This is a genomic window from Marinobacter aromaticivorans, from assembly GCF_002806975.1.
GTDB classification, from domain to species: Bacteria; Pseudomonadota; Gammaproteobacteria; order Pseudomonadales; family Oleiphilaceae; genus Marinobacter; species Marinobacter aromaticivorans.
In genome coordinates this window covers 60,480-78,408 of record NZ_NIHD01000008.1, presented here as the reverse complement: position 1 = coordinate 78,408, position 17,929 = coordinate 60,480, and the positions used below count along the sequence as shown (strand labels likewise).

The window sequence follows — 17,929 nt, the reverse complement described above, 5'->3', positions numbered from 1 at the left end:
CGCCATGATTGAATTTCGTCAGGTTACCAAGCGGTATGACAGCGACCATACTGCGCTGCGCCAGGTGAATTTTCATCTGAGCCGGGGTGAACTGGCGTTTCTGACCGGGCACTCCGGTGCCGGTAAAAGTACTCTGCTGAAATTGCTCATGGTGATGGAACGGCCCAGTGCCGGGGAGGTGGTTGTTGGTGGTCAGCTGCTTAACCGCCTGCCGAGAAGGCAGATTCCCTATATTCGCCGCCACATAGGTGTGGTGTTCCAGAATCACCATTTGCTGTTCGATCGCACGGTTTTCGATAACGTTGCCATGCCCCTGGAGGTAATGGGCGTCTCGCCCCGCGACGTGGGCCGCCGGGTGCGTGCAGCGCTGGATAAGGTTGGCCTGCTCAGGAAAGAAAAAATGAACCCCCTGCAGTTGTCCGGTGGTGAACAGCAACGGGTGGGCATAGCCCGTGCGGTGGTCAACAAGCCCCCCCTGTTGCTGGCAGACGAACCGACGGGCAACCTGGACCCGCAACTGTCGGCAGACATCATGAATCTGTTTGCCCGGTTCAGCCAGGTGGGTGTCACCGTATTAATTGCCAGTCACGACCTTGCGCTGGTGAAGGAAATGGGGCGGCGTACACTGACTCTGGATCATGGCAGTCTTGTTGCCGGCGGTACCCCGTCACAGGGAGGTTCCGGTGGCCGTTGATCCTTCGTCCCGATCCCGCAAGCAGGATGCTGCGCGGGGCGCCAGAGTGTCGCGGTCGCCCTGGAGCGAACAGACCGGGTCCTGGTTTATCCATCATCGCAAAGTGGCCCGTGACAGTGCTGAGCGCATGTGGCGGACCCCGGTCGCAAGCCTGATGACCTGGACAGTGATGGGTGTAGCCCTGGCACTGCCGGTGATCCTCCTGCTTTTGTTAACCAGCCTGCAGGGGGTGAGTGCGGGCTGGGAAAGCAGCGTCCGGGTAACCGCTTACATGGAGTTGGGCGCCAGTATTGAACAGGCCCGGGAACTGGCCAGAGAAATCGGCGCTGACGGACGCGTGGCGGAACTGGAGCTGATCGACCGTGAGCGAGCACTGGCCGAGTTCCGGGCGTCATCCGGGCTTGATGAGGCACTGGATTACCTGGATGAGAATCCCTTGCCCCATACATTGCTGATTACACCTGTGGAGGCAGTCAGGACTGCAGAAAGCGTTGCAGGCCTAGTGGCGTTCATTGAAGGTGTGGACAGCATTGAGCGGGTTCAGGTGGACCTGGGCTGGCTGCAGCGGCTTAACGCCATGACCGATTTGCTTGCCCGCGCTGTCTGGGCGCTGGCACTTTTGCTTGCAGCAGCCGTGGTGCTGGTGATCGGCAACACCGTCAGGCTGTCCATCGAGAACCGACGTGATGAGATCCTGGTAACCAAGCTGGTCGGCGGCACCGATGGCTTTGTGCGCAGGCCGTTTCTGTATACAGGTGCCTGGTTTGGTTTGGGGGGCGGCCTCGTTGCCCTGATATTGCTGCAGCTGTCCCTGTGGTGGCTGAGCGGCCCGATTGAACGCCTTGCTGGGCTGTATCGCAGCGATTTTTCGCTCAACGGTCTGGGTATTGACGGTGTCCTGGCATTGATTATTATTGCGATGCTGCTAGGCTGGCTTGGCGCATGGGTGGCGGTAAAGCGCCATCTGGATGATATAGAGCCGGGTGAAATTGCCGGTGGCTAATGATCCGGATCACGGTAAAACCGTATTGAATCCGGCAGGGTTTGCGCGTTAGCTTGAAGTGCAAGAGAAAGTCAGGGTGAATTCCCCATTTTGTTGATTTCGAACGTTTTATTGGGTAATTCAGGAACTTTTCAGGTTCCTGGCGGTCTAATTTTTATTCGCTGTATTATCAGCCGTCGGGTTCGGAGGTTAAAGCATGGGTACGAGCTTACAGCTCATTGACAGACTGGTGCCGGGCGCCAATCTTGAGGCTTACATTCAGGCCGCGAGCCGCATTCCGGTACTGACCGTGGATGAAGAGCGGGAACTGGCAGAGCGCCTTCACTATGAAGAAGACGTGGATGCAGCTCGCCAGCTTGTATTATCCCATCTGCGCTTCGTTATTCACATTGCCCGTAGTTATTCAGGGTATGGCCTGGCTCAGGCCGACCTGATTCAGGAGGGCAACGTCGGCCTCATGAAGGCCGTCAAGCGTTTTAACCCGGAGTACGGTGTACGGCTGGTGTCGTTTGCCGTGCACTGGATCAAGGCCGAGATTCACGAGTTCATTCTGCGTAACTGGCGGATTGTGAAAGTGGCAACAACCAAGTCCCAGCGCAAACTGTTTTTTAACCTGCGCAGTCAGAAGAAGAAGCTGGCGTGGTTGAGCCATGATGAACTGCACGCAGTGGCAGATGATCTGGGAGTGGAACCCCGGGTTGTACAGGAAATGGAAGGCCGCCTGGCATCCCAGGATACCGCCTTTGATGGCCCCATGGATGATGACGATGACAGCGCCTACAAGTCGCCGGCGTATTACCTGGAAGATCGACGCAGCGACCCGGCTGTTCAGCTCGAGAAGGCGGATTGGACCGAAGATTCCAACGGGCGCCTGATGGAGGCTCTGGAAATGCTCGACGAGCGCAGCCAGGATATCCTGCGTGAGCGCTGGCTGTCCGAGAACAAGGCGACACTTCACCAGCTGGCAGACAAGTACGGCATCTCCGCTGAGCGAATTCGCCAGCTTGAGAAGAATGCCATGAAGAAAATCCGCCTGCAGATGGCTGAAGCTGCCTGATCGGGTCAGTCTTTCGCAAGTGTTCTGAAAACGCCACCACCGGTTCGGTTGGTGGCGTTTTTGTTTGTTTAGTGTGTAATAGCACTCAAGTATAAGAGGTGATTGGGCAGGCCTTTCCAAAACCGTGCGGAGCCATGAATGGCGGAGCCGAGCGTACAGGGATGTATTTCAGCGTGTTTTGGAAAGGCCTGCCCAATTGCCTCCTCCCCCGATGCTGGATAGAGGCCCACTCCTGTGATTGAAAAATTCCCCCACATCGCTTTCCTCGGCATTGGCCTGATGGGCGCCCCCATGACCCGAAATCTTCTGGACGCAGGTTTCCCAATGACTGTGTGGAACCGCACAGCCAGCAAGTGTGAGCCTTTTGCCGGCGAGGCAACCGTTGCTGACACCCCCGCTAACGCAGTGCGAACCGCAGATGTGGTGATTACCATGCTGGAAAACGGCGATGTGGTTGAACAGGTGCTGGTTGCAAGTGGTGCTATGGGAGCTATAAAGCCGGGTGCTCTGATGATTGATATGAGCTCCGTTCAGCCATCGCTGGCTCGTCGCCACGCTGCGCTTGCAGCGGAACAGGGTGCAGGTTATGTGGATGCGCCAGTTTCCGGTGGCACCCTGGGGGCCCGGGAAGCACGATTGAGTATTATGGCGGGCGGTTCAGAGGACGATGTGTCCCGGGCTTTGCCGGTCTTTGAGGTGTTGGGCAAGTGCACGCGGATTGGCCCTGTGGGCGCGGGGCAGCTAGCCAAGCTGGCTAATCAGGCGATTGTGGGGATTACCATTGGGGCTGTGTCTGAAGCTCTGTTGCTGGCCGCCAAGGGCGGGGCCGATCCGGCTGCGGTGCGTGAGGCGTTGATGGGCGGCTTTGCCGGTAGCCGGATTCTGGAGTTGCACGGCCAGCGCATGATTGACCGGGATTTTGCCCCCGGTGCGCCGGCCCGTATCCAGCTTAAAGACATGCGTATGATCCTGGATGAAGCCCGTGCGGAGAATCTGACCTTGCCTTTGTCGCAACAGGTGCACAATGAATACCTGTCACTGATCGCCAATGGCCACAGCGATGCTGATCACAGCGGACTGCTTCTGGAGCTGGAACATATGAACAGTAGCCGTCTGGGTACACAGGTTTCCGGCTCTAAAGCTGATCTCAAAGGGTAATCTGCCATGCCGCGTTTTGCCGCCAACCTCTCGATGCTGTTCACTGAGGTACCGTTTCCCGAGCGTTTCGCCAAAGCCGCAGAAGCCGGATTTGCCGGCGTGGAGTTTCTTTTCCCCTACGCCTGGCCCAAAGAAATGCTCAGTAGTGCCCTGAAAGACAATGGATTGACCCAGGTCCTGTTCAATCTACCCCCGGGCGACTGGGATGCCGGCGAGCGTGGCATTGCCTGCCTGCCGGACCGGATTGATGAGTTCCGCGCCGGAGTGGACCGGGCCATCGAATACGCCCGGGCACTGGGTTGCACGCGGCTCAACTGTCTGGCAGGTTTGAACACCGTGGATCTGGACAAAGAGATCGCCTGGCAAACGCTGGTGGCCAATGTCGCCTGGGCAGCTGACAAGCTGGCGGGTGAGGGCATTACACTGTGCCTTGAAGCCATTAATTCGCGGCTCGATATGCCCGGATTTTTTCTCGACACATCCGGAAAGGTCATTGCACTGATCGAGGAAGCCAGTGCCGGTAACCTGCGCCTGCAGTACGACATTTATCACATGCAAATCATGCAGGGTGACTTGATTCGTACCATGGAGTGCCTGATGCCCTGGATAGGCCACATTCAGTTTGCTGATAATCCCGGTCGGCACGAGCCAGGAACCGGAGAGATTAACTTTTCGAATGTTTTCTCTGCACTCGACAAAATGGATTATGACGGCTGGGTAAGCGCCGAATACCGGCCCTCCGGCACTACAGCGGATAGCTTGAGCTGGATGAGGGCATAGAGCCGACCGTCGCCAATGGCGACACCCTCTTACAAGATGGTAACTGGCCGGTGTCCCGAGTTATTCGTACTCTGTTGTTAATGTAATCCGCTATTGGGAGGGGATCCAGTGAAAGCGCTGGTAATCGAAGACGATCAGGACGTAGCAAATTATCTTGTTAAAGGGCTGAAGGAGTCAGACTTCGTTGTCGATCATGCTGCCGATGGCAAGGAAGGTATGATGATGGCCGCCAGTGAAGAATACGACATCATGATTGTTGATCGCATGCTTCCAGGTATGGACGGGCTCTCCATCATCAAGACGGTACGCGCCACGGGAAACCAGGTGCCGGTTTTGATACTCAGTGCACTGGGAGATGTAGACGATCGCGTTGAAGGCCTCCGCGGCGGCGGCGATGACTATCTCACCAAACCTTTCTCGTTTACGGAGCTTCTTGCCCGGATCGAGTCACTGGTGCGCCGGAATCGCCAGTCTGCGGAAACCGAAACGGTGCTGCGGGTGGCAGATCTGGAAATGGATCTGCTGGCCCGCACAGTAAAGCGCTCGGGGCAGAATATTGACGTTCAGCCCCGGGAGTTCCGGCTGCTGGAATACCTGATGCGCAACGCCGGTCAGGTGGTTACCCGGACCATGTTGCTGGAAAAGGTCTGGGACTATCATTTTGACCCCCAGACCAACGTGATTGACGTACACATCAGCCGTCTCCGCGCCAAGATCGACAAGGAATTCGAGACACCCCTGCTGCAAACCATCCGGGGTGCAGGGTACATGTTACGTGAAACTGCTTAGCCAGCTCAGGACATCGTCCTTCCAGCTTGCCCTGCTGTACATGGTGGTATTTGCCACCTCGGTGTTTTTGTTACTGGCCTTTATATACTGGCGTACAGCGGGGTTCATGACGGCCCAGACCGACGAGACCATAGAGGCGGAAATCGCAGGTCTGGCAGAGCAGTACCGGGGGCGTGGTGTCAATGGTCTGATCACGATCATCCGTGAGCGGGTTGCCCGCGACCCCAATGCAAAAACCATCTATCTGTTGACCACCGAAGACTTCCTCAAGCTGGCCGGTAACCTTGAAACCTGGCCTGAGGGATCGCGTTCGGAAAGTGGCTGGATAAACTTCACCCTCAGCCCCGCTGTAGGCTGGTCTGGCCCCGAGCGTCTTGCCCGTGCCCGCATCTTTGAGGTGCAGGGTGGTTTGAGACTTCTGGTCGGCCGGGATGTGGACGAGCTCACCAACCTGAAGCGGGTTATTGAAACGGCGATTAACTGGGGTATGGGCATTACTCTCGCGCTGGCATTGCTTGGCGGCTTTCTGATGAGTCGAAGCACAACCCGCCGAATTGAAATTATCAATAACACCTCCCGACGAATCATGAACGGCCACCTCTCCCTGCGTATACCCACCCGTGGCACAGAGGATGATTTCGATCAGCTTGCGGAAAACCTGAACCAGATGCTGGACCGGATTGTTTACCTGATGGAAGGTATCCGGCACGTATCGGACAGCATCGCTCATGATCTGCGCACGCCTCTCACCCGGCTGCGAAACCAGCTTGAAAATACCCTGATGTCGGTGGACAACGACGAGGCCAGGGAGCAGGCAAGCCGCGCGGTCGCGGAGGCGGATCAGTTGCTGGCAACCTTTAATGCCCTACTGCGCATCGCACGCCTGGAGACCAAGGGAAATTCCGCCGATATGAGAAAGGTAGCCCTGGATGAGCTGGTGTCGGACGCCTGTGAGCTTTACGAGGCGCTCTCTGAAGACAAGGAGCAGACCTTTGAACAGTCACTGGAGCCGGGTGTCATTATAGAGGGTGACCGGGATCTGCTTTTCCAGATGATCAGCAACCTGATTGACAATGCCATCAAATACACGCCCGAGCACGGCACCATTGGTGTGGTTGTAAGACGGGAGGGCGAAGAGGCGATTTTTGAGGTCAGGGACAGTGGTATCGGTATTCCCGACGACGAGAAGGATCAGGTATTCCAGCGCTTTTACCGGGTTGGCAAAAGCCGCTCGCTACCGGGTAATGGTTTGGGTCTCAGCCTGGTGAGTGCCGTTGCAGAGATCCATCAGGGCAGGATTGTGCTCAGCGATACCTATCCGGATGAGGCGCCACCGGGGCTGACGGTCTCTGTGCGCATGCCTGCGTTTATCCGTTCGCGCAAGCGCATCAAAGTCACACAGGCGGAACAGATGGTTGATTCTGCCGATGGCGGCGGCGCTCACGCATCGGCAGGAACGGGCCGGGCCTGAAACTCAGTGGCTGGGGCGGAGCCGGTTTACCTGTGACATTATCGGGCCAATCAGCGCATCCGTGCGTGTCTCAATCTGCCGGGTAATACGTTCAAACTGCATGCGGCGAAGGTTCACGCGCACCTGAATGCTGTCCCATTCACCTTCAAGGTGCTTCTGTTCTGCCATCAGGAATGCCGCAATATTATGCCGGTTGATCTTTCCGGTAATGCCCATCTGATCAAGCTGGTAACCCAATGCATCAACGCACTCGAGTGCCAGGTTCAGTAGCTTCTGTGTGTTCATTTTGCCATCTCCGTAACTGGAAGCGGGTATAAGATCTGTTGTCTGGAAGCTATCGACAATTCCTAGAGTGTACAACCTAATTTAACGTTCACGACCTTTCGGCAAGAAGTGCCTGGCGTACCCTGACCAAAAGGTAATTCATCGGCAAGGGCGTGGTAATACCGGGCATGGATAATAGTATCTGTAGATGGAAGCAGGCATCAGTAACCGCTTGCTTCTCCCTTCAGCACAGCGCTAGCCTTACCCCGTTCTTACGGGGTTTTTTTCTGCCCGGAACGCTCCGGTTGCGACTCTATTTTTGGTATTCAATAGCATTGATATACCAGGTTGCTGTTCCGGCTTCGGTTCTTACCTCGGCTTCATCACCCACTTCCTTTTTCAGCAGGGCCCGGGCCATGGGTGAATCTATGGATATGTAATCCTTACGGTTGAATATTTCGTCATAACCTACAATTCGGAACCTCAGGGTTTTGCCATCATCGTTTTCGACCTCTACCCAGGCCCCGAAAAAGACCTTTCCCTCCTGTTCCGGATGGTGTTCAACCACCTTGAGATTGTCCAGGCAGCGTCTCAGATAGCGCACCCGCCGATCAATCTCCCGCAGCCGTTTTTTGTTGTACTGATAGTCTGCGTTTTCACTGCGATCACCAAGGCTGGCTGCCCAGGTGACCTTTTTCGTAATCTCCGGGCGTTCAAAACGCCAGAGTTCATCAAGCTCTTTTTGCAGTTCATCGTAGCCCTGCCTGGTAATCAGTGGTGTCTTCAAGGCCGCTCCTTTTTTACAAATAATGTAAGAAGTATAAAAAGTAACTGAAAAGAGGGTGTATGCCGGGCAATTCAATGGTTTGTGTCAGTGAAAGTTGTCACAAAACGGTCAATTGTGCGAGAAGTGCGACCGGTTTAGCGATAAACTGATCAAAAATTGACACATTTCCGGGAAAATGCATCTCAGATCAGGATGGACGCCATGAATGTTTTGCATCGTATCGCCAGAAAGCTTGAGTGGATAGGCTCCGGACTCGTTTCTGTAGCTCTCCTGTGCATGATAGCAGGGTCGGCCAGTGCCCAGCCCCGTCCTGAAGAGAACCAGCTGTTTGAGGTTGAGCAACGCTCAACGCTGGAAACCATTCCTTTCCATTCCATTGCTGAAGATGCTCTTTCCGACACGGTGATCGAAGGTGGCCTTGCGGCGCCGGCGGAGGGTGTTCCAGTGCAGCCGGCAGGCAAGGATGACTTTTATCTGGATCCGCTGGCACTGCAGCCGCGTGACAGCCGCACCGACCTTGGCCGCTCGGAAATACCGGTTGAGTTCCGTTTCAGTATGCCAAAGTCTGTTCCAGGGCAGACCCACAGCAACAATTACGTGATTCGCCCGCCGGAAAACCGCACGTACGAGACACTCAATGTGAATATGACCGATCGCTGACATCTGCCGGGAATCAACAGGCATTGTGAACAAGGGGTGCGATCCCGGCGGGTTTTTACCGGGACCGGAAAGCCGGGCGCTCTACTTGAGGGCTTCGAGCTTGTCGATGTATTTTTGCATAGCCTTTTCTTTGGGCATACCTTTGCACTTTTCCCAGGCGTCGTACTTGGCGCGCCCTACAAAATCCATCATGCCCGGGCGTTTGCCCGACACATCGCCTTCGGTTCCCTGTTTGTACAGGGCGTAAAACTCCAGCTTCATCTCGTTGGAGGGTTTAAAGTCGCCTTCCGCCGTCTGGATGTAGTTTACTGCCTCGTCGAACTTCGCTTTCAAGTCGCTCATATCAATCGTCTCCTTGGTTATTGTGATAATGCCATGAAACCTTGAGGGTATGCAGGAGTATAGCCATGGCACCGCCCGTCGTCATTGACCTGTTCTCAGGTTGGTTTCGCCAATACGGCCCTACTGGACGCAAGTTGGCAAAAGCTTGCCCGTGCTCACAGTCTGACGTTTTGCTGGCCAGTTTTTGCTTGAGAAACAAGGACGATCTGTGTACAGTTTCGCCGTTGCGCACCAGGATGGTCCGCACAAGGGATTGAACAACTGCAAATGATTTGCACAGGGAGCAAGCCATGTCGTCCAAAGACGGTTCTGTCGCGCCAAAAGAGCGCATCAATATCAAGTATGTCCCCGCCACCGGAGATCAGCAGGCTGAAACCGAACTGCCGCTGAAGGTGTTCGTGGTTGGTGATTTCAAGGGACACGCCGAAGAAACCCCCATCGAAGAACGTAAAGCCATTTCCGTTGACAAGAACAACTTCCGTTCTGTCATGAAGGAGGCCGGGCTTACGCTTTCCACCACCGTTTCCAACCAGCTGGACGAGCAAGCCGAGGAATTGCCGGTCATTCTCGAATTCCAGACCCTGGATGATTTCTCACCCGACAGCATTGCCCGCCAGGTTCCCGAGCTGAAGAAGCTCATTGAACTGCGGGAAGCGCTTGTGGCCTTGAAAGGCCCGCTGGGTAATGTGCCTGCGTTCCGTTCCAAGCTGCAGGAATTGCTGGATAACGACGAAGCCCGGGAAACCCTGTTGTCTGAGCTTGAACTGGCTACCGACGGCGAGTAACCAGAATTTAGTCAGGGCTGCCGCCTGAGCGCGGTATACAACACCGAATATCAATCACGTACTGAAGGGATGTGGTATGTCTGATACTGCTGCGCAGCAATCTGCTGCCTCCGAATCTGTAATGGAAGGCTCCTTGCTTGACCAGGTTATGGCCAACAGTCGCATGGCGCCAGCTGACGAGGGCTACGATGTCGCCCGCAAAGGCGTTGCAACGTTTATTGCCAACCTGCTGAAAAGCGAAGAAAAGGGGCAGCCGGTCAACAAGGCACTGGTTGACCGGATGGTGGTAGAGCTGGATCGCAAGATCAGCGCCCAGATGGATGAAATTCTGCATGCGCCAAAGCTGCAGGAATTGGAATCCGCCTGGCGTGGCCTCAAACTGATGGTTGATCGCACTGACTTCCGCGAAAACATCAAAGTGGATATTTTGCATGCCACGAAAACCGAACTTCTCGAAGACTTCGAGTTCGCTCCCGATGTCACTCAGACCGGCTTCTACAAGCATATTTATTCCACGGAATATGGCCAGTTCGGCGGCGAGCCGGTAGGCGCGGTTGTTGGTAACTATGCGTTCACACCGTCTACACCGGATATGAAGCTGCTGCAGTATGTATCGTCTGTTGGTGCCATGGCTCACGCGCCTTTCCTGTCCTCGGTTGCGCCGTCATTCTTTGGCGTAGACAGCTACCAGGAACTGCCGGCCATCAAGGAACTGAAAGCCGTTTTCGAAGGCCCGAAATACGCCAGGTGGCGCGCCCTGCGTGAATCCGAAGACGCCCGTTACCTGGGCCTGACATCGCCACGTTTTCTGCTTCGGGTACCCTATGACCCAAGCGAAAATCCGGTGCGCAGCTTTAACTACAAGGAAGATGTCTCCGGCGATCACGAGCATTACCTGTGGGGCAACACCGCCTACCTGCTGGCGACGCGATTGACCGAGAGCTTTGCCAAATACCGCTGGTGCCCGAACATCATCGGCCCGCAAAGCGGTGGTGCGGTGGAAGATCTGCCGGTTCACCTGTTCGAATCTTTCGGCCAGCTGGAAGCCAAGATTCCCACAGAAGTGCTGATCACCGACCGTCGTGAATACGAAATGGCCGACGAAGGCTTTATCTCCCTCACCATGCGTAAGGGCAGCGATAACGCGGCCTTCTTCTCAGCCAACTCCGTACAGAAGCCCAAGCAGTTCCCGAACACCAAGGAAGGCAAGGAAGCGGAAACCAACTACAAGTTGGGTACCCAGCTGCCTTACATGATGATCGTTAACCGCCTGGCTCATTACATCAAGGTGCTGCAGCGGGAGCAGATCGGTTCCTGGAAAGAGCGTCAGGATCTTGAGCGCGAACTGAACACCTGGATTCGCCAGTACGTGGCTGATCAGGAAAACCCGCCGGCGGAAGTACGCAGCCGCCGCCCGCTGCGCGCAGCTCAGGTAACGGTTTCCGATGTAGAAGGCGATCCAGGCTGGTACCAGGTATCTCTGGCCGTGCGTCCGCACTTCAAATACATGGGTGCCAACTTCGAGCTGTCGCTGGTAGGCCGTCTGGACAAGGATTAATCCGTGTTCAGTGGCGACGCGCAATCCACGGGAGGCAGCCTGTTCGAGCGATTGGAGCAGGCCACTGATCCGGAAGGGCAGAGCATGGGGGAGGTCACCCATGTGGTGGCTTCCATCAAGCGCCATCTGGTTCGCCTTCTCAATGCCCACCCCGGTAACAGCGCCTGTGCGCCGGAGCTGGGGCTGCTGGATTTCAACGATGCGACCCTGGGTACTTACGATCTGAGTATCCAGATCCGCAGTGCAATCCGGCAGTGTATTGAGAAGTATGAGCCCAGAGTAAAGCGGGTTGATGTGGTTGCTTTGCCTCAGGGGCCGGATCCTTTGCAGTTGCGGTTTCAGGTGACGGTTTATCTGAACCTTGGCTCTAAAGACGACAAGACAACCATAGATTTATTACTGGATGACAAGCGTTATTACCGGGTGATGTAACTGGCGGGGACTGTGGTGGAGCGAGGGGGTGGGGATGCTTTTCTTCTGGGAAAACAACTCGCTGCGCTCAGACATCTTTTTCCCGCCAGAAAAGCATCCCCACCCCCTCTTTTCGAACATTGTTGCAGTTGTTCAGGTGTAGTTGGATGAAGTTGAATCGGTTTTACAGGGATGAGTTGAGTTTTTTGAGGCTGCAGGGGCGGGAGTTTGCTGAGGCTCACCCGCAACTGACCCGGTTTTTATCGGAACAAAGCACCGATCCGGATGTGGAGCGGTTGCTGGAAGGCTTTGCGTTTTTGACCGGGAAGCTTCGGGAGAAGGTGGAAGACGAGTTTCCGGAGCTTACGCATTCTCTGTTGAACATGTTGTGGCCGAACTATCTCCGCCCAGTACCTAGCTGCACCATTATGAGGTTTGATCCTCAGTTGCATGCGATCAGTGAGCGTCAGACCGTTGAGCGGTACACGGAAATCAAGAGCCGTCCGTTGGGAGATTCCACACGGCAGACTCAGTGCCGGTTTCGTACCTGTCGTGCGGTGGATGTATTTCCGATCAGTGTGGCGGATGCTCACGCCGAGCATTCACGGGAAGTGTCGTCGATGACCGTGGATTTGGCATTACACACTGATCAGCCATTGAGTGCTCTTGGGCTGGATAGCCTTCGTTTCTATCTGGGCGGTGATAACCACACGGCTGAAACGCTTTACTTGTGGCTGAACCACTACCTCAGTCGCATGGAGCTGGTGGTTGGCGGTTCGGTGTACAGGCTGCCGACGTCTTTGTTGAAGCCGGTTGGCTTCGCCAGTGATGAGGCGCTGTTGCCTTATCCCAAGAACGCCTATTCCGGCTACCGGATTCTGCAGGAATACCTGAGCTTTCCCGAGGCCTTCCGGTTTGTGGACATTACCGGTCTGAAGAACCGTTTGCCGGCGGTTCAGGCAGATGAAATCAGCCTGCGCTTTCATTTCAGCCGGATTCTGCCGCCGGATGCCCGGGTTCGGGCGGAGAACATGCAACTTTACTGCACGCCGGCGGTGAATCTGTTTACCCATGAGGGTGAGCCGGTGGATCTTAACGGGCGCCAGACCGAGTACCGGATACTGGCATCCAGCCGTTCGCCGGATCATTTTGAAGTGTTCAGTATTGAACAGGTGGAAGGCTGGCTGGAAGGCCGGTCAGGGCGGGGCGAGCGGCGGCTGTATACGGCGTTTGAGAGCTTTCAGCACGAAGTTGAGCGGGATCGTGGCCGCACAGCCCTGTATTACCGGGTTCGAGCCAAGGACAGCGTGCGCGGTGATGGCTTTGATCACTATATGTCGTTTGTTCGCGGTGACGAATCCGAGTGTATGGATCGCCAGGAAGCGATTTCCCTGACTCTGACCTGCACCAACCGGCAACTGCCGCAGCAACTGGCGGTAGGGGAAGTGTGCATGGCCACGGAAACCACACCGGCGTTTGCCTCATTCAGCAATATCACCCGCCCTACCGCCACCTTGAGGCCGACTCTGGATGGCAGCCTGTTGTGGACGCTGATTTCCAATCTGTCGCTCAACTATCTCTCCATGCTGGATGTGGATGCCCTGCGCACGGTGTTGCGGGTGTATGACTTCCGCGCACTGGTGGATCGCCAGGCGGAGCGGGTGTCCCAGAAGCGGCTTGCGGGTATCAGCGCCATCGAAACCAATCCGGTGGACAAGATGATCCGGGGGCTGCCGGTGCGGGGAATTCGCTCGGAAATAAAACTGGATCAGCAGGCCTTTGCCTCGGAGGGCGATCTGTACCTGTTCGGCACAGTACTCAGCCAGTTTTTTGCACTTTATGCCAGCATCAACGCATTTCACCAACTGGAAGTGGTGAATACAGACAATCAGGAACGGTATACATGGACGTTACAGCAAGGTCAGCAACCGCTGATGTAGCCGGCCTGCAACCCGTTCTGGGCAATGCACGGCGGTACAGTTTTTTTCAGCTGGTGGATCTGATTCACCGGCACCACGGTGACGATCTGGAAGGCGGTCGAGATGAGCAGCCACGGCAGGAGCGCATCCGGTTTTCAGCCGCGGCAGGCCTCGGGTTTCCCGGTAGCGATGTGGTTTCCGCCTTGTCGCCGGAGCATGAGCACGCACCCTATCAGATGGAAGTGAGTTTTCTGGGGCTGCACGGCTCCCAGTCGCCGTTGCCCGGTTATTACCTTGAAGATCTCGCTTGGGAAGCGGGTCAGGATCTGGGTATTCGCCGGCACTTTCTGGATTTTTTCAATCACCGGCTGGTTACCCTGTTTCACCGGTCATGGCGCAAATACCGTTACTACGTGCGTTTTCGCCCCGGCGCTTCCGATGGTTTTTCCAATCTGATCTACGCCCTTATTGGTCTTGGCGACAGCCGTTTGCGGGAAGCCACACCGGTTAACTGGTCAAAGATGCTGGCCTATTCCGGCCTTATGGCTGGCCGCAGCCGCTCTCCCGAAGTGGTCAGCGGCATTGTCGGGCACTGTTTCGACCTGGACGATGTGAGTATCGAACAGTGGGTATTGCGCAAGGTTGCGATTGGCGAAGATCAGCAAACCCGCCTGGGCCGGAGTAACGCGACCCTCGGCAATGACACATTGGTGGGCTCGCAGGTTCGTGATCGCAGCGGCAAGTTCATTCTGCGAATTCGCAACCTGAGCCGCCAGCGTTTTGCCGACTTTCTGCCCAACGGACAGGATCATCAGCGCCTGCTGAAGCTGGTGGAATTCGCCACCCGAGAGCAGCTGGCTTACGACCTGGAGTTGCAGATGCGGACACAGGATATTCGCCCGATGCAGATGGGGCAGGAAATACGGCTGGGCTGGAACTCGTTTGTAACACCCGAGAAATCCCAAACCCGGCCAGCGGTGCGGATTCAGATACGCCGTTAACAGGATAAGGAAACCAATCATGGACGAGCAGCCGATAACCAGACTGAAGCTGACAGTCACCAACCCGGGCACGACGCGCAGCGGTGCGGGTATCGAGCACAGTTTCAGCACCCGGGGTGGCTCCATAGGCACCGCTGAAAGCGACACCTGGCAACTGTCGGCCCATCGCACCGGTGCTGTCCCGGGGCATGCGGAAATCCGGTTTCTTGATGGCGGCTACTGCCTGATTGATCGCAGTGGCCGCACCTACATCAATAGTGCGACCCAGCCCGTGGGGCGGGGCCGCAGGGTCCGACTGAATCAGGGCGACACGGTCAGCATCGGTCGCTATCGCATACGGGCAGAATTAGTGGCCGGCGAGCTGTCAGCGCTTGCCGGTGATGAAGAGCTGGAACACCGGTCGGCCGCAGAAGACCGGAAGCTGGTGGATGTGGCACAAGGCGAACTGGTCCGTGGGGCCGCCCGTGACAGCGACATGCACATAGCCGAACCTCTGGAAGGCCTGGCGCCGGCAGAAGCAGAAACCATCAGCGCCGACCCCATGATGCACTGGCAGGATGAGCCAGCACGTGTGGATCAGGAAGAAAGTGCACTTTTGGCAAGTGATCGTGCCTGGTTTGCCACTGAAACCGACGTAACAGATGAATACCGGGAGAATCGCGACGTGGCGATGGGGCTGCCGGTAAGGAAAGGAGAGAAGGACAGGATGTCACATACCGAAACCGGTGCACTGGACCCGCGGCTTGGGGATACCAACGCTCAGCACAATGACCAAAGCCGCAAACACATCAGTGCCACCCCTCTGATGCAGGGCATGGAAACCGGCCTCAACTTTGCAGACAGCGATGGCATGCAGCTGTTTCTGGAAGAAGCCGGGCAGACCCTGAAAGCCACCATCGAAGGCTTGCTGGCCCTGCATCAGGGCGAAGACAGTCGGCATCAGGCCCTGCGCACACGCTTGCAGCCCATCGAAGACAACCCTTTACGTCTTGGCGGGAACTACGAAGAAACCGTGCAAACCCTGTTCGCCAGCCAGCGCAGCCCTGTGCATTTGTCGGCACCTGCGGCGGTGCAGGAAAGTCTGCAGAGCCTGAATCACCACCAGCGGGCCACCCGCGAGGCCATTAGCGAAGCGCTGGAAGCCATTCTCCATGCGTTTTCACCAGAAGCCCTGTTGCGCCGCTTCCATGGCTATCGCCGCGGTCTGCAACAGAATGAAGACGAAGGTCGCTGGGCCTGGGACATGTACCAGCATTACTACAAGGAATTGAAATCGAGTCGTCAGCAGGGTTTTGAGCGCCTGTTTCAGGAGGTATTCGATCAGGCTTACGACCAGCATTTACGTCAACTGCAAAGGGAGAATCTGCTGTGAAAACCTGCAAATGGAACTTGCTGCCAGCGACACTGGCAATGGTGTTTGTGCTCGCGGGATGCAGCACGCCTTATCACGCCGTGACGAAAACTGCCAAGGTGCTGTGGGATCCGGATATTCCGGTAGGCTACGCCGAGGACCTGCCCAGCCGGGTGGATCTCACCATGGTGGCCGAGCCGGGTGTAAACCCGAATGAGTCTCTGGCACCGACGCCGATTGCCTTTCAGATTATTGAAATGCGCGACAGCTCCCTGTTGATGGCCGGTGATTTTGACCAGTTGCTGAATAACCTGAAGAGCTCCCTGGGCCGCAACTACATCGATCACAGCGATTACACCCTGGTACCTGGCCAGTTCAAGTTTGTGGAACCATTCGAGATCAGCAAGGACACAAGGTTTATCGGCGTGATCGCCTTCTACGCCTACCCGAACCTGTCCCAGTGGAAGAAAGTGGTCAGGGTAGATCCTGTGGGTGGCCGTTACCACCTGCTGGTGAACCTGCGGGACAGGGAAGTACAACTCAAGCGGTCGGAAGAAACCTGATGGCAGTTACAAATCGAGTGGTCTGGAGTGATGGCCTGTTTATCAAACCCCAGCACTTCCAGCAGCAGCAGCGGTACCTGGAACACCAGATCAATGAGCGTTCACTGGCGGTTTCGGATTACCTGTACGGGTTCAGTGATCTGGAACTCAACGCGGAATACCTGAGCTTCGGGCGCGTGGGCCTGGTGCGGGCCAGTGGTCTGTTCCCCGATGGCACCCGCTTCAACCTGCCCCAGGATGATGTGATGCCGGAGCCCCTGGAAATCGCCGATGCCTCGGTGGCCAACCAGGTGGTGTATCTGGCCCTGCCCCTGGGTAGCGATAGCCTGGCCGAAGTGGAATGGCCGGATGCACCAGTGGCCGGACGGTTCCGGGCCGAGAGTGCAGAAATCCGCGACCTGCATTCCATTGACGGCGATGCCCACAGCATAGATGTGGCCCGGGTAGCGCCGCGTTTGATGCTGGAGCGGGACGACCGAAGCGCCTACGCGGCCCTGGCCATTGGTCGGATTCTGGAAAAACGCCCGGATGGCAGCCTGGTGATGGATCCGAACTTTATGCCGACCATGCTCAGCGTTCGCTCAGCACCAAGGTTGCAGCGTTTTGTTGGCGAAATGGCCGGCTTGATGCGGGAACGTGCACGGAATATTGCAGAACGTGTGGGCGCGCCCGGGCAGGGTGGTGTTGCCGATGTGGCGGATTTCATGCTGCTGCAGATGCTTAACCGGGCACACCCGAGGTTCATGCACCTGGCCCGTTTGCGCCAACTGCACCCGGAGCGTTTGTTTGAAGCCCTGCTTGAGCTTTGTGGGGAGCTGGTGACTTTTACCGACGAAGGACGTCTGCCCCGGGAATACCCGGCCTACGATCACGATCTGCCGGAAGACTGTTTTACCCCGCTGATGCAGGTGTTGCGGCAATCCCTCAGCACGGTACTGGAGCCCCGCGCTCTGGCTATCCAGCTGCAGCAACGCCAGTACGGCCTAACGGTAGCGCCGGTTCAGGACGGTCAGCTGATCAGTGGGGCCGAATTCATTCTGGCGGTGAAGGCCGACATGCCCCTGGACGATCTGCGCAAGCAGTTCACCCAGCAGTGCAAGGTGGCCTCGGTGGAAAAAATCCGCGATCTCATCAGCCTGCAGTTGCCGGGCATTCCACTGTCGGCACTGCCGGTGGCACCAAGGCAGTTGCCGTATCACGCCGGGTTTGTGTACTTCCGGCTGGACGACCAAAGCCAGGCCTGGCAGATGCTCGACAACGCCAGCGGTTTCGCCTTCCACGTGGCGGGCAGTTTCCCGGGTCTGGAAATGCAGTTCTGGGCAATCAGGAGCTAATT

General features: G+C 56.4%; 19 protein-coding genes. 16 read left to right on the top strand and 3 right to left on the bottom strand.

The window, feature by feature from the left end:
- Positions 1-4 precede the first annotated feature (4 nt).
- From ftsE to CDH48_RS12705, 7 genes are all read left to right on the top strand, one after another.
- Positions 5-694: a cell division ATP-binding protein FtsE gene (ftsE, locus tag CDH48_RS12735; RefSeq protein ID WP_100689131.1), complete on the top strand. Its 690-nt coding sequence runs from the start codon at positions 5-7 to the stop codon at positions 692-694.
- Positions 684-1,697 (top strand): permease-like cell division protein FtsX, encoded by a 1,014-nt coding sequence (ftsX, locus tag CDH48_RS12730; RefSeq protein ID WP_227521082.1) that lies wholly within the window; start codon positions 684-686, stop codon positions 1,695-1,697. Before ftsE ends, ftsX begins: the two co-directional genes overlap by 11 nt.
- Before the next feature lie 196 nt (positions 1,698-1,893).
- Positions 1,894-2,754 carry an RNA polymerase sigma factor RpoH gene (gene rpoH, locus CDH48_RS12725; protein WP_100689129.1) on the top strand — a complete coding sequence of 287 codons (861 nt, stop codon included), beginning with the start codon at positions 1,894-1,896 and terminating at the stop codon, positions 2,752-2,754.
- A gap of 234 nt (positions 2,755-2,988) precedes the next feature.
- Entirely contained in the window at positions 2,989-3,912 is a 924-nt protein-coding gene (locus tag CDH48_RS12720) for an NAD(P)-dependent oxidoreductase (protein ID WP_100689128.1), read from the top strand.
- Between the two features lie 6 nt (positions 3,913-3,918).
- Positions 3,919-4,692 (top strand): hydroxypyruvate isomerase, encoded by a 774-nt coding sequence (hyi, locus tag CDH48_RS12715; RefSeq protein ID WP_100689127.1) that lies wholly within the window; start codon positions 3,919-3,921, stop codon positions 4,690-4,692.
- Positions 4,693-4,800: 108 nt separating this feature from the next.
- Positions 4,801-5,481 (top strand): winged helix-turn-helix domain-containing protein, encoded by a 681-nt coding sequence (locus CDH48_RS12710; protein ID WP_100689126.1) that lies wholly within the window; start codon positions 4,801-4,803, stop codon positions 5,479-5,481.
- The gene (locus CDH48_RS12705; RefSeq protein WP_100689125.1) at positions 5,468-6,952 is read left to right on the top strand and encodes a HAMP domain-containing sensor histidine kinase; all 1,485 of its coding nucleotides are present in this window, start codon (positions 5,468-5,470) and stop codon (positions 6,950-6,952) included. The genes CDH48_RS12710 and CDH48_RS12705 overlap by 14 nt, the downstream gene beginning before the upstream one ends.
- Before the next feature lie 3 nt (positions 6,953-6,955).
- Here CDH48_RS12705 and CDH48_RS12700 read toward each other — a convergent pair whose 3' ends face one another.
- Both CDH48_RS12700 and greB read right to left on the bottom strand, forming a co-directional pair.
- On the bottom strand, positions 6,956-7,237 hold the full coding sequence (locus CDH48_RS12700; RefSeq protein ID WP_100689124.1) for a hypothetical protein: 282 nt from the start codon (positions 7,235-7,237) through the stop codon (positions 6,956-6,958).
- Between the two features lie 292 nt (positions 7,238-7,529).
- Positions 7,530-8,003: a transcription elongation factor GreB gene (greB, locus tag CDH48_RS12695; RefSeq protein ID WP_100689123.1), complete on the bottom strand. Its 474-nt coding sequence runs from the start codon at positions 8,001-8,003 to the stop codon at positions 7,530-7,532.
- 201 nt (positions 8,004-8,204) lie between these two features.
- Here greB and CDH48_RS12690 point away from each other — a divergent pair, with 201 nt between their 5' ends.
- Positions 8,205-8,663, top strand: coding sequence for a hypothetical protein (locus CDH48_RS12690; protein WP_227521081.1), 459 nt, complete (start codon positions 8,205-8,207; stop codon positions 8,661-8,663).
- Between the two features lie 81 nt (positions 8,664-8,744).
- Here CDH48_RS12690 and CDH48_RS12685 read toward each other — a convergent pair whose 3' ends face one another.
- The gene (locus CDH48_RS12685) at positions 8,745-9,005 is read right to left on the bottom strand and encodes an acyl-CoA-binding protein (RefSeq protein WP_100689122.1); all 261 of its coding nucleotides are present in this window, start codon (positions 9,003-9,005) and stop codon (positions 8,745-8,747) included.
- Positions 9,006-9,295: 290 nt separating this feature from the next.
- On the opposite strand from CDH48_RS12685, the gene tssB reads away from it, so the two are divergent.
- From tssB to tssK, 8 genes are all read left to right on the top strand, one after another.
- Positions 9,296-9,790: a type VI secretion system contractile sheath small subunit gene (tssB, locus tag CDH48_RS12680; RefSeq protein ID WP_100689121.1), complete on the top strand. Its 495-nt coding sequence runs from the start codon at positions 9,296-9,298 to the stop codon at positions 9,788-9,790.
- Positions 9,791-9,866: 76 nt separating this feature from the next.
- Positions 9,867-11,348 carry a type VI secretion system contractile sheath large subunit gene (gene tssC, locus CDH48_RS12675; RefSeq protein ID WP_100689120.1) on the top strand — a complete coding sequence of 494 codons (1,482 nt, stop codon included), beginning with the start codon at positions 9,867-9,869 and terminating at the stop codon, positions 11,346-11,348.
- 3 nt (positions 11,349-11,351) lie between these two features.
- Positions 11,352-11,780 carry a type VI secretion system baseplate subunit TssE gene (gene tssE / locus CDH48_RS12670; protein WP_100689119.1) on the top strand — a complete coding sequence of 143 codons (429 nt, stop codon included), beginning with the start codon at positions 11,352-11,354 and terminating at the stop codon, positions 11,778-11,780.
- Positions 11,781-11,926: 146 nt separating this feature from the next.
- Positions 11,927-13,699 (top strand): type VI secretion system baseplate subunit TssF, encoded by a 1,773-nt coding sequence (tssF, locus tag CDH48_RS12665; RefSeq protein ID WP_100689118.1) that lies wholly within the window; start codon positions 11,927-11,929, stop codon positions 13,697-13,699.
- On the top strand, positions 13,663-14,679 hold the full coding sequence (gene tssG, locus CDH48_RS12660) for a type VI secretion system baseplate subunit TssG (protein ID WP_100689117.1): 1,017 nt from the start codon (positions 13,663-13,665) through the stop codon (positions 14,677-14,679). The genes tssF and tssG overlap by 37 nt, the downstream gene beginning before the upstream one ends.
- Before the next feature lie 19 nt (positions 14,680-14,698).
- Positions 14,699-16,051, top strand: a complete 1,353-nt coding sequence (gene tagH, locus CDH48_RS12655) for a type VI secretion system-associated FHA domain protein TagH (protein ID WP_100689116.1) — start codon at positions 14,699-14,701, stop codon at positions 16,049-16,051.
- The gene (gene tssJ / locus CDH48_RS12650) at positions 16,048-16,593 is read left to right on the top strand and encodes a type VI secretion system lipoprotein TssJ (protein ID WP_100689115.1); all 546 of its coding nucleotides are present in this window, start codon (positions 16,048-16,050) and stop codon (positions 16,591-16,593) included. The genes tagH and tssJ overlap by 4 nt, the downstream gene beginning before the upstream one ends.
- Positions 16,593-17,927, top strand: a complete 1,335-nt coding sequence (tssK, locus tag CDH48_RS12645) for a type VI secretion system baseplate subunit TssK (RefSeq protein ID WP_100689114.1) — start codon at positions 16,593-16,595, stop codon at positions 17,925-17,927. Before tssJ ends, tssK begins: the two co-directional genes overlap by 1 nt.
- Positions 17,928-17,929 lie beyond the last annotated feature (2 nt).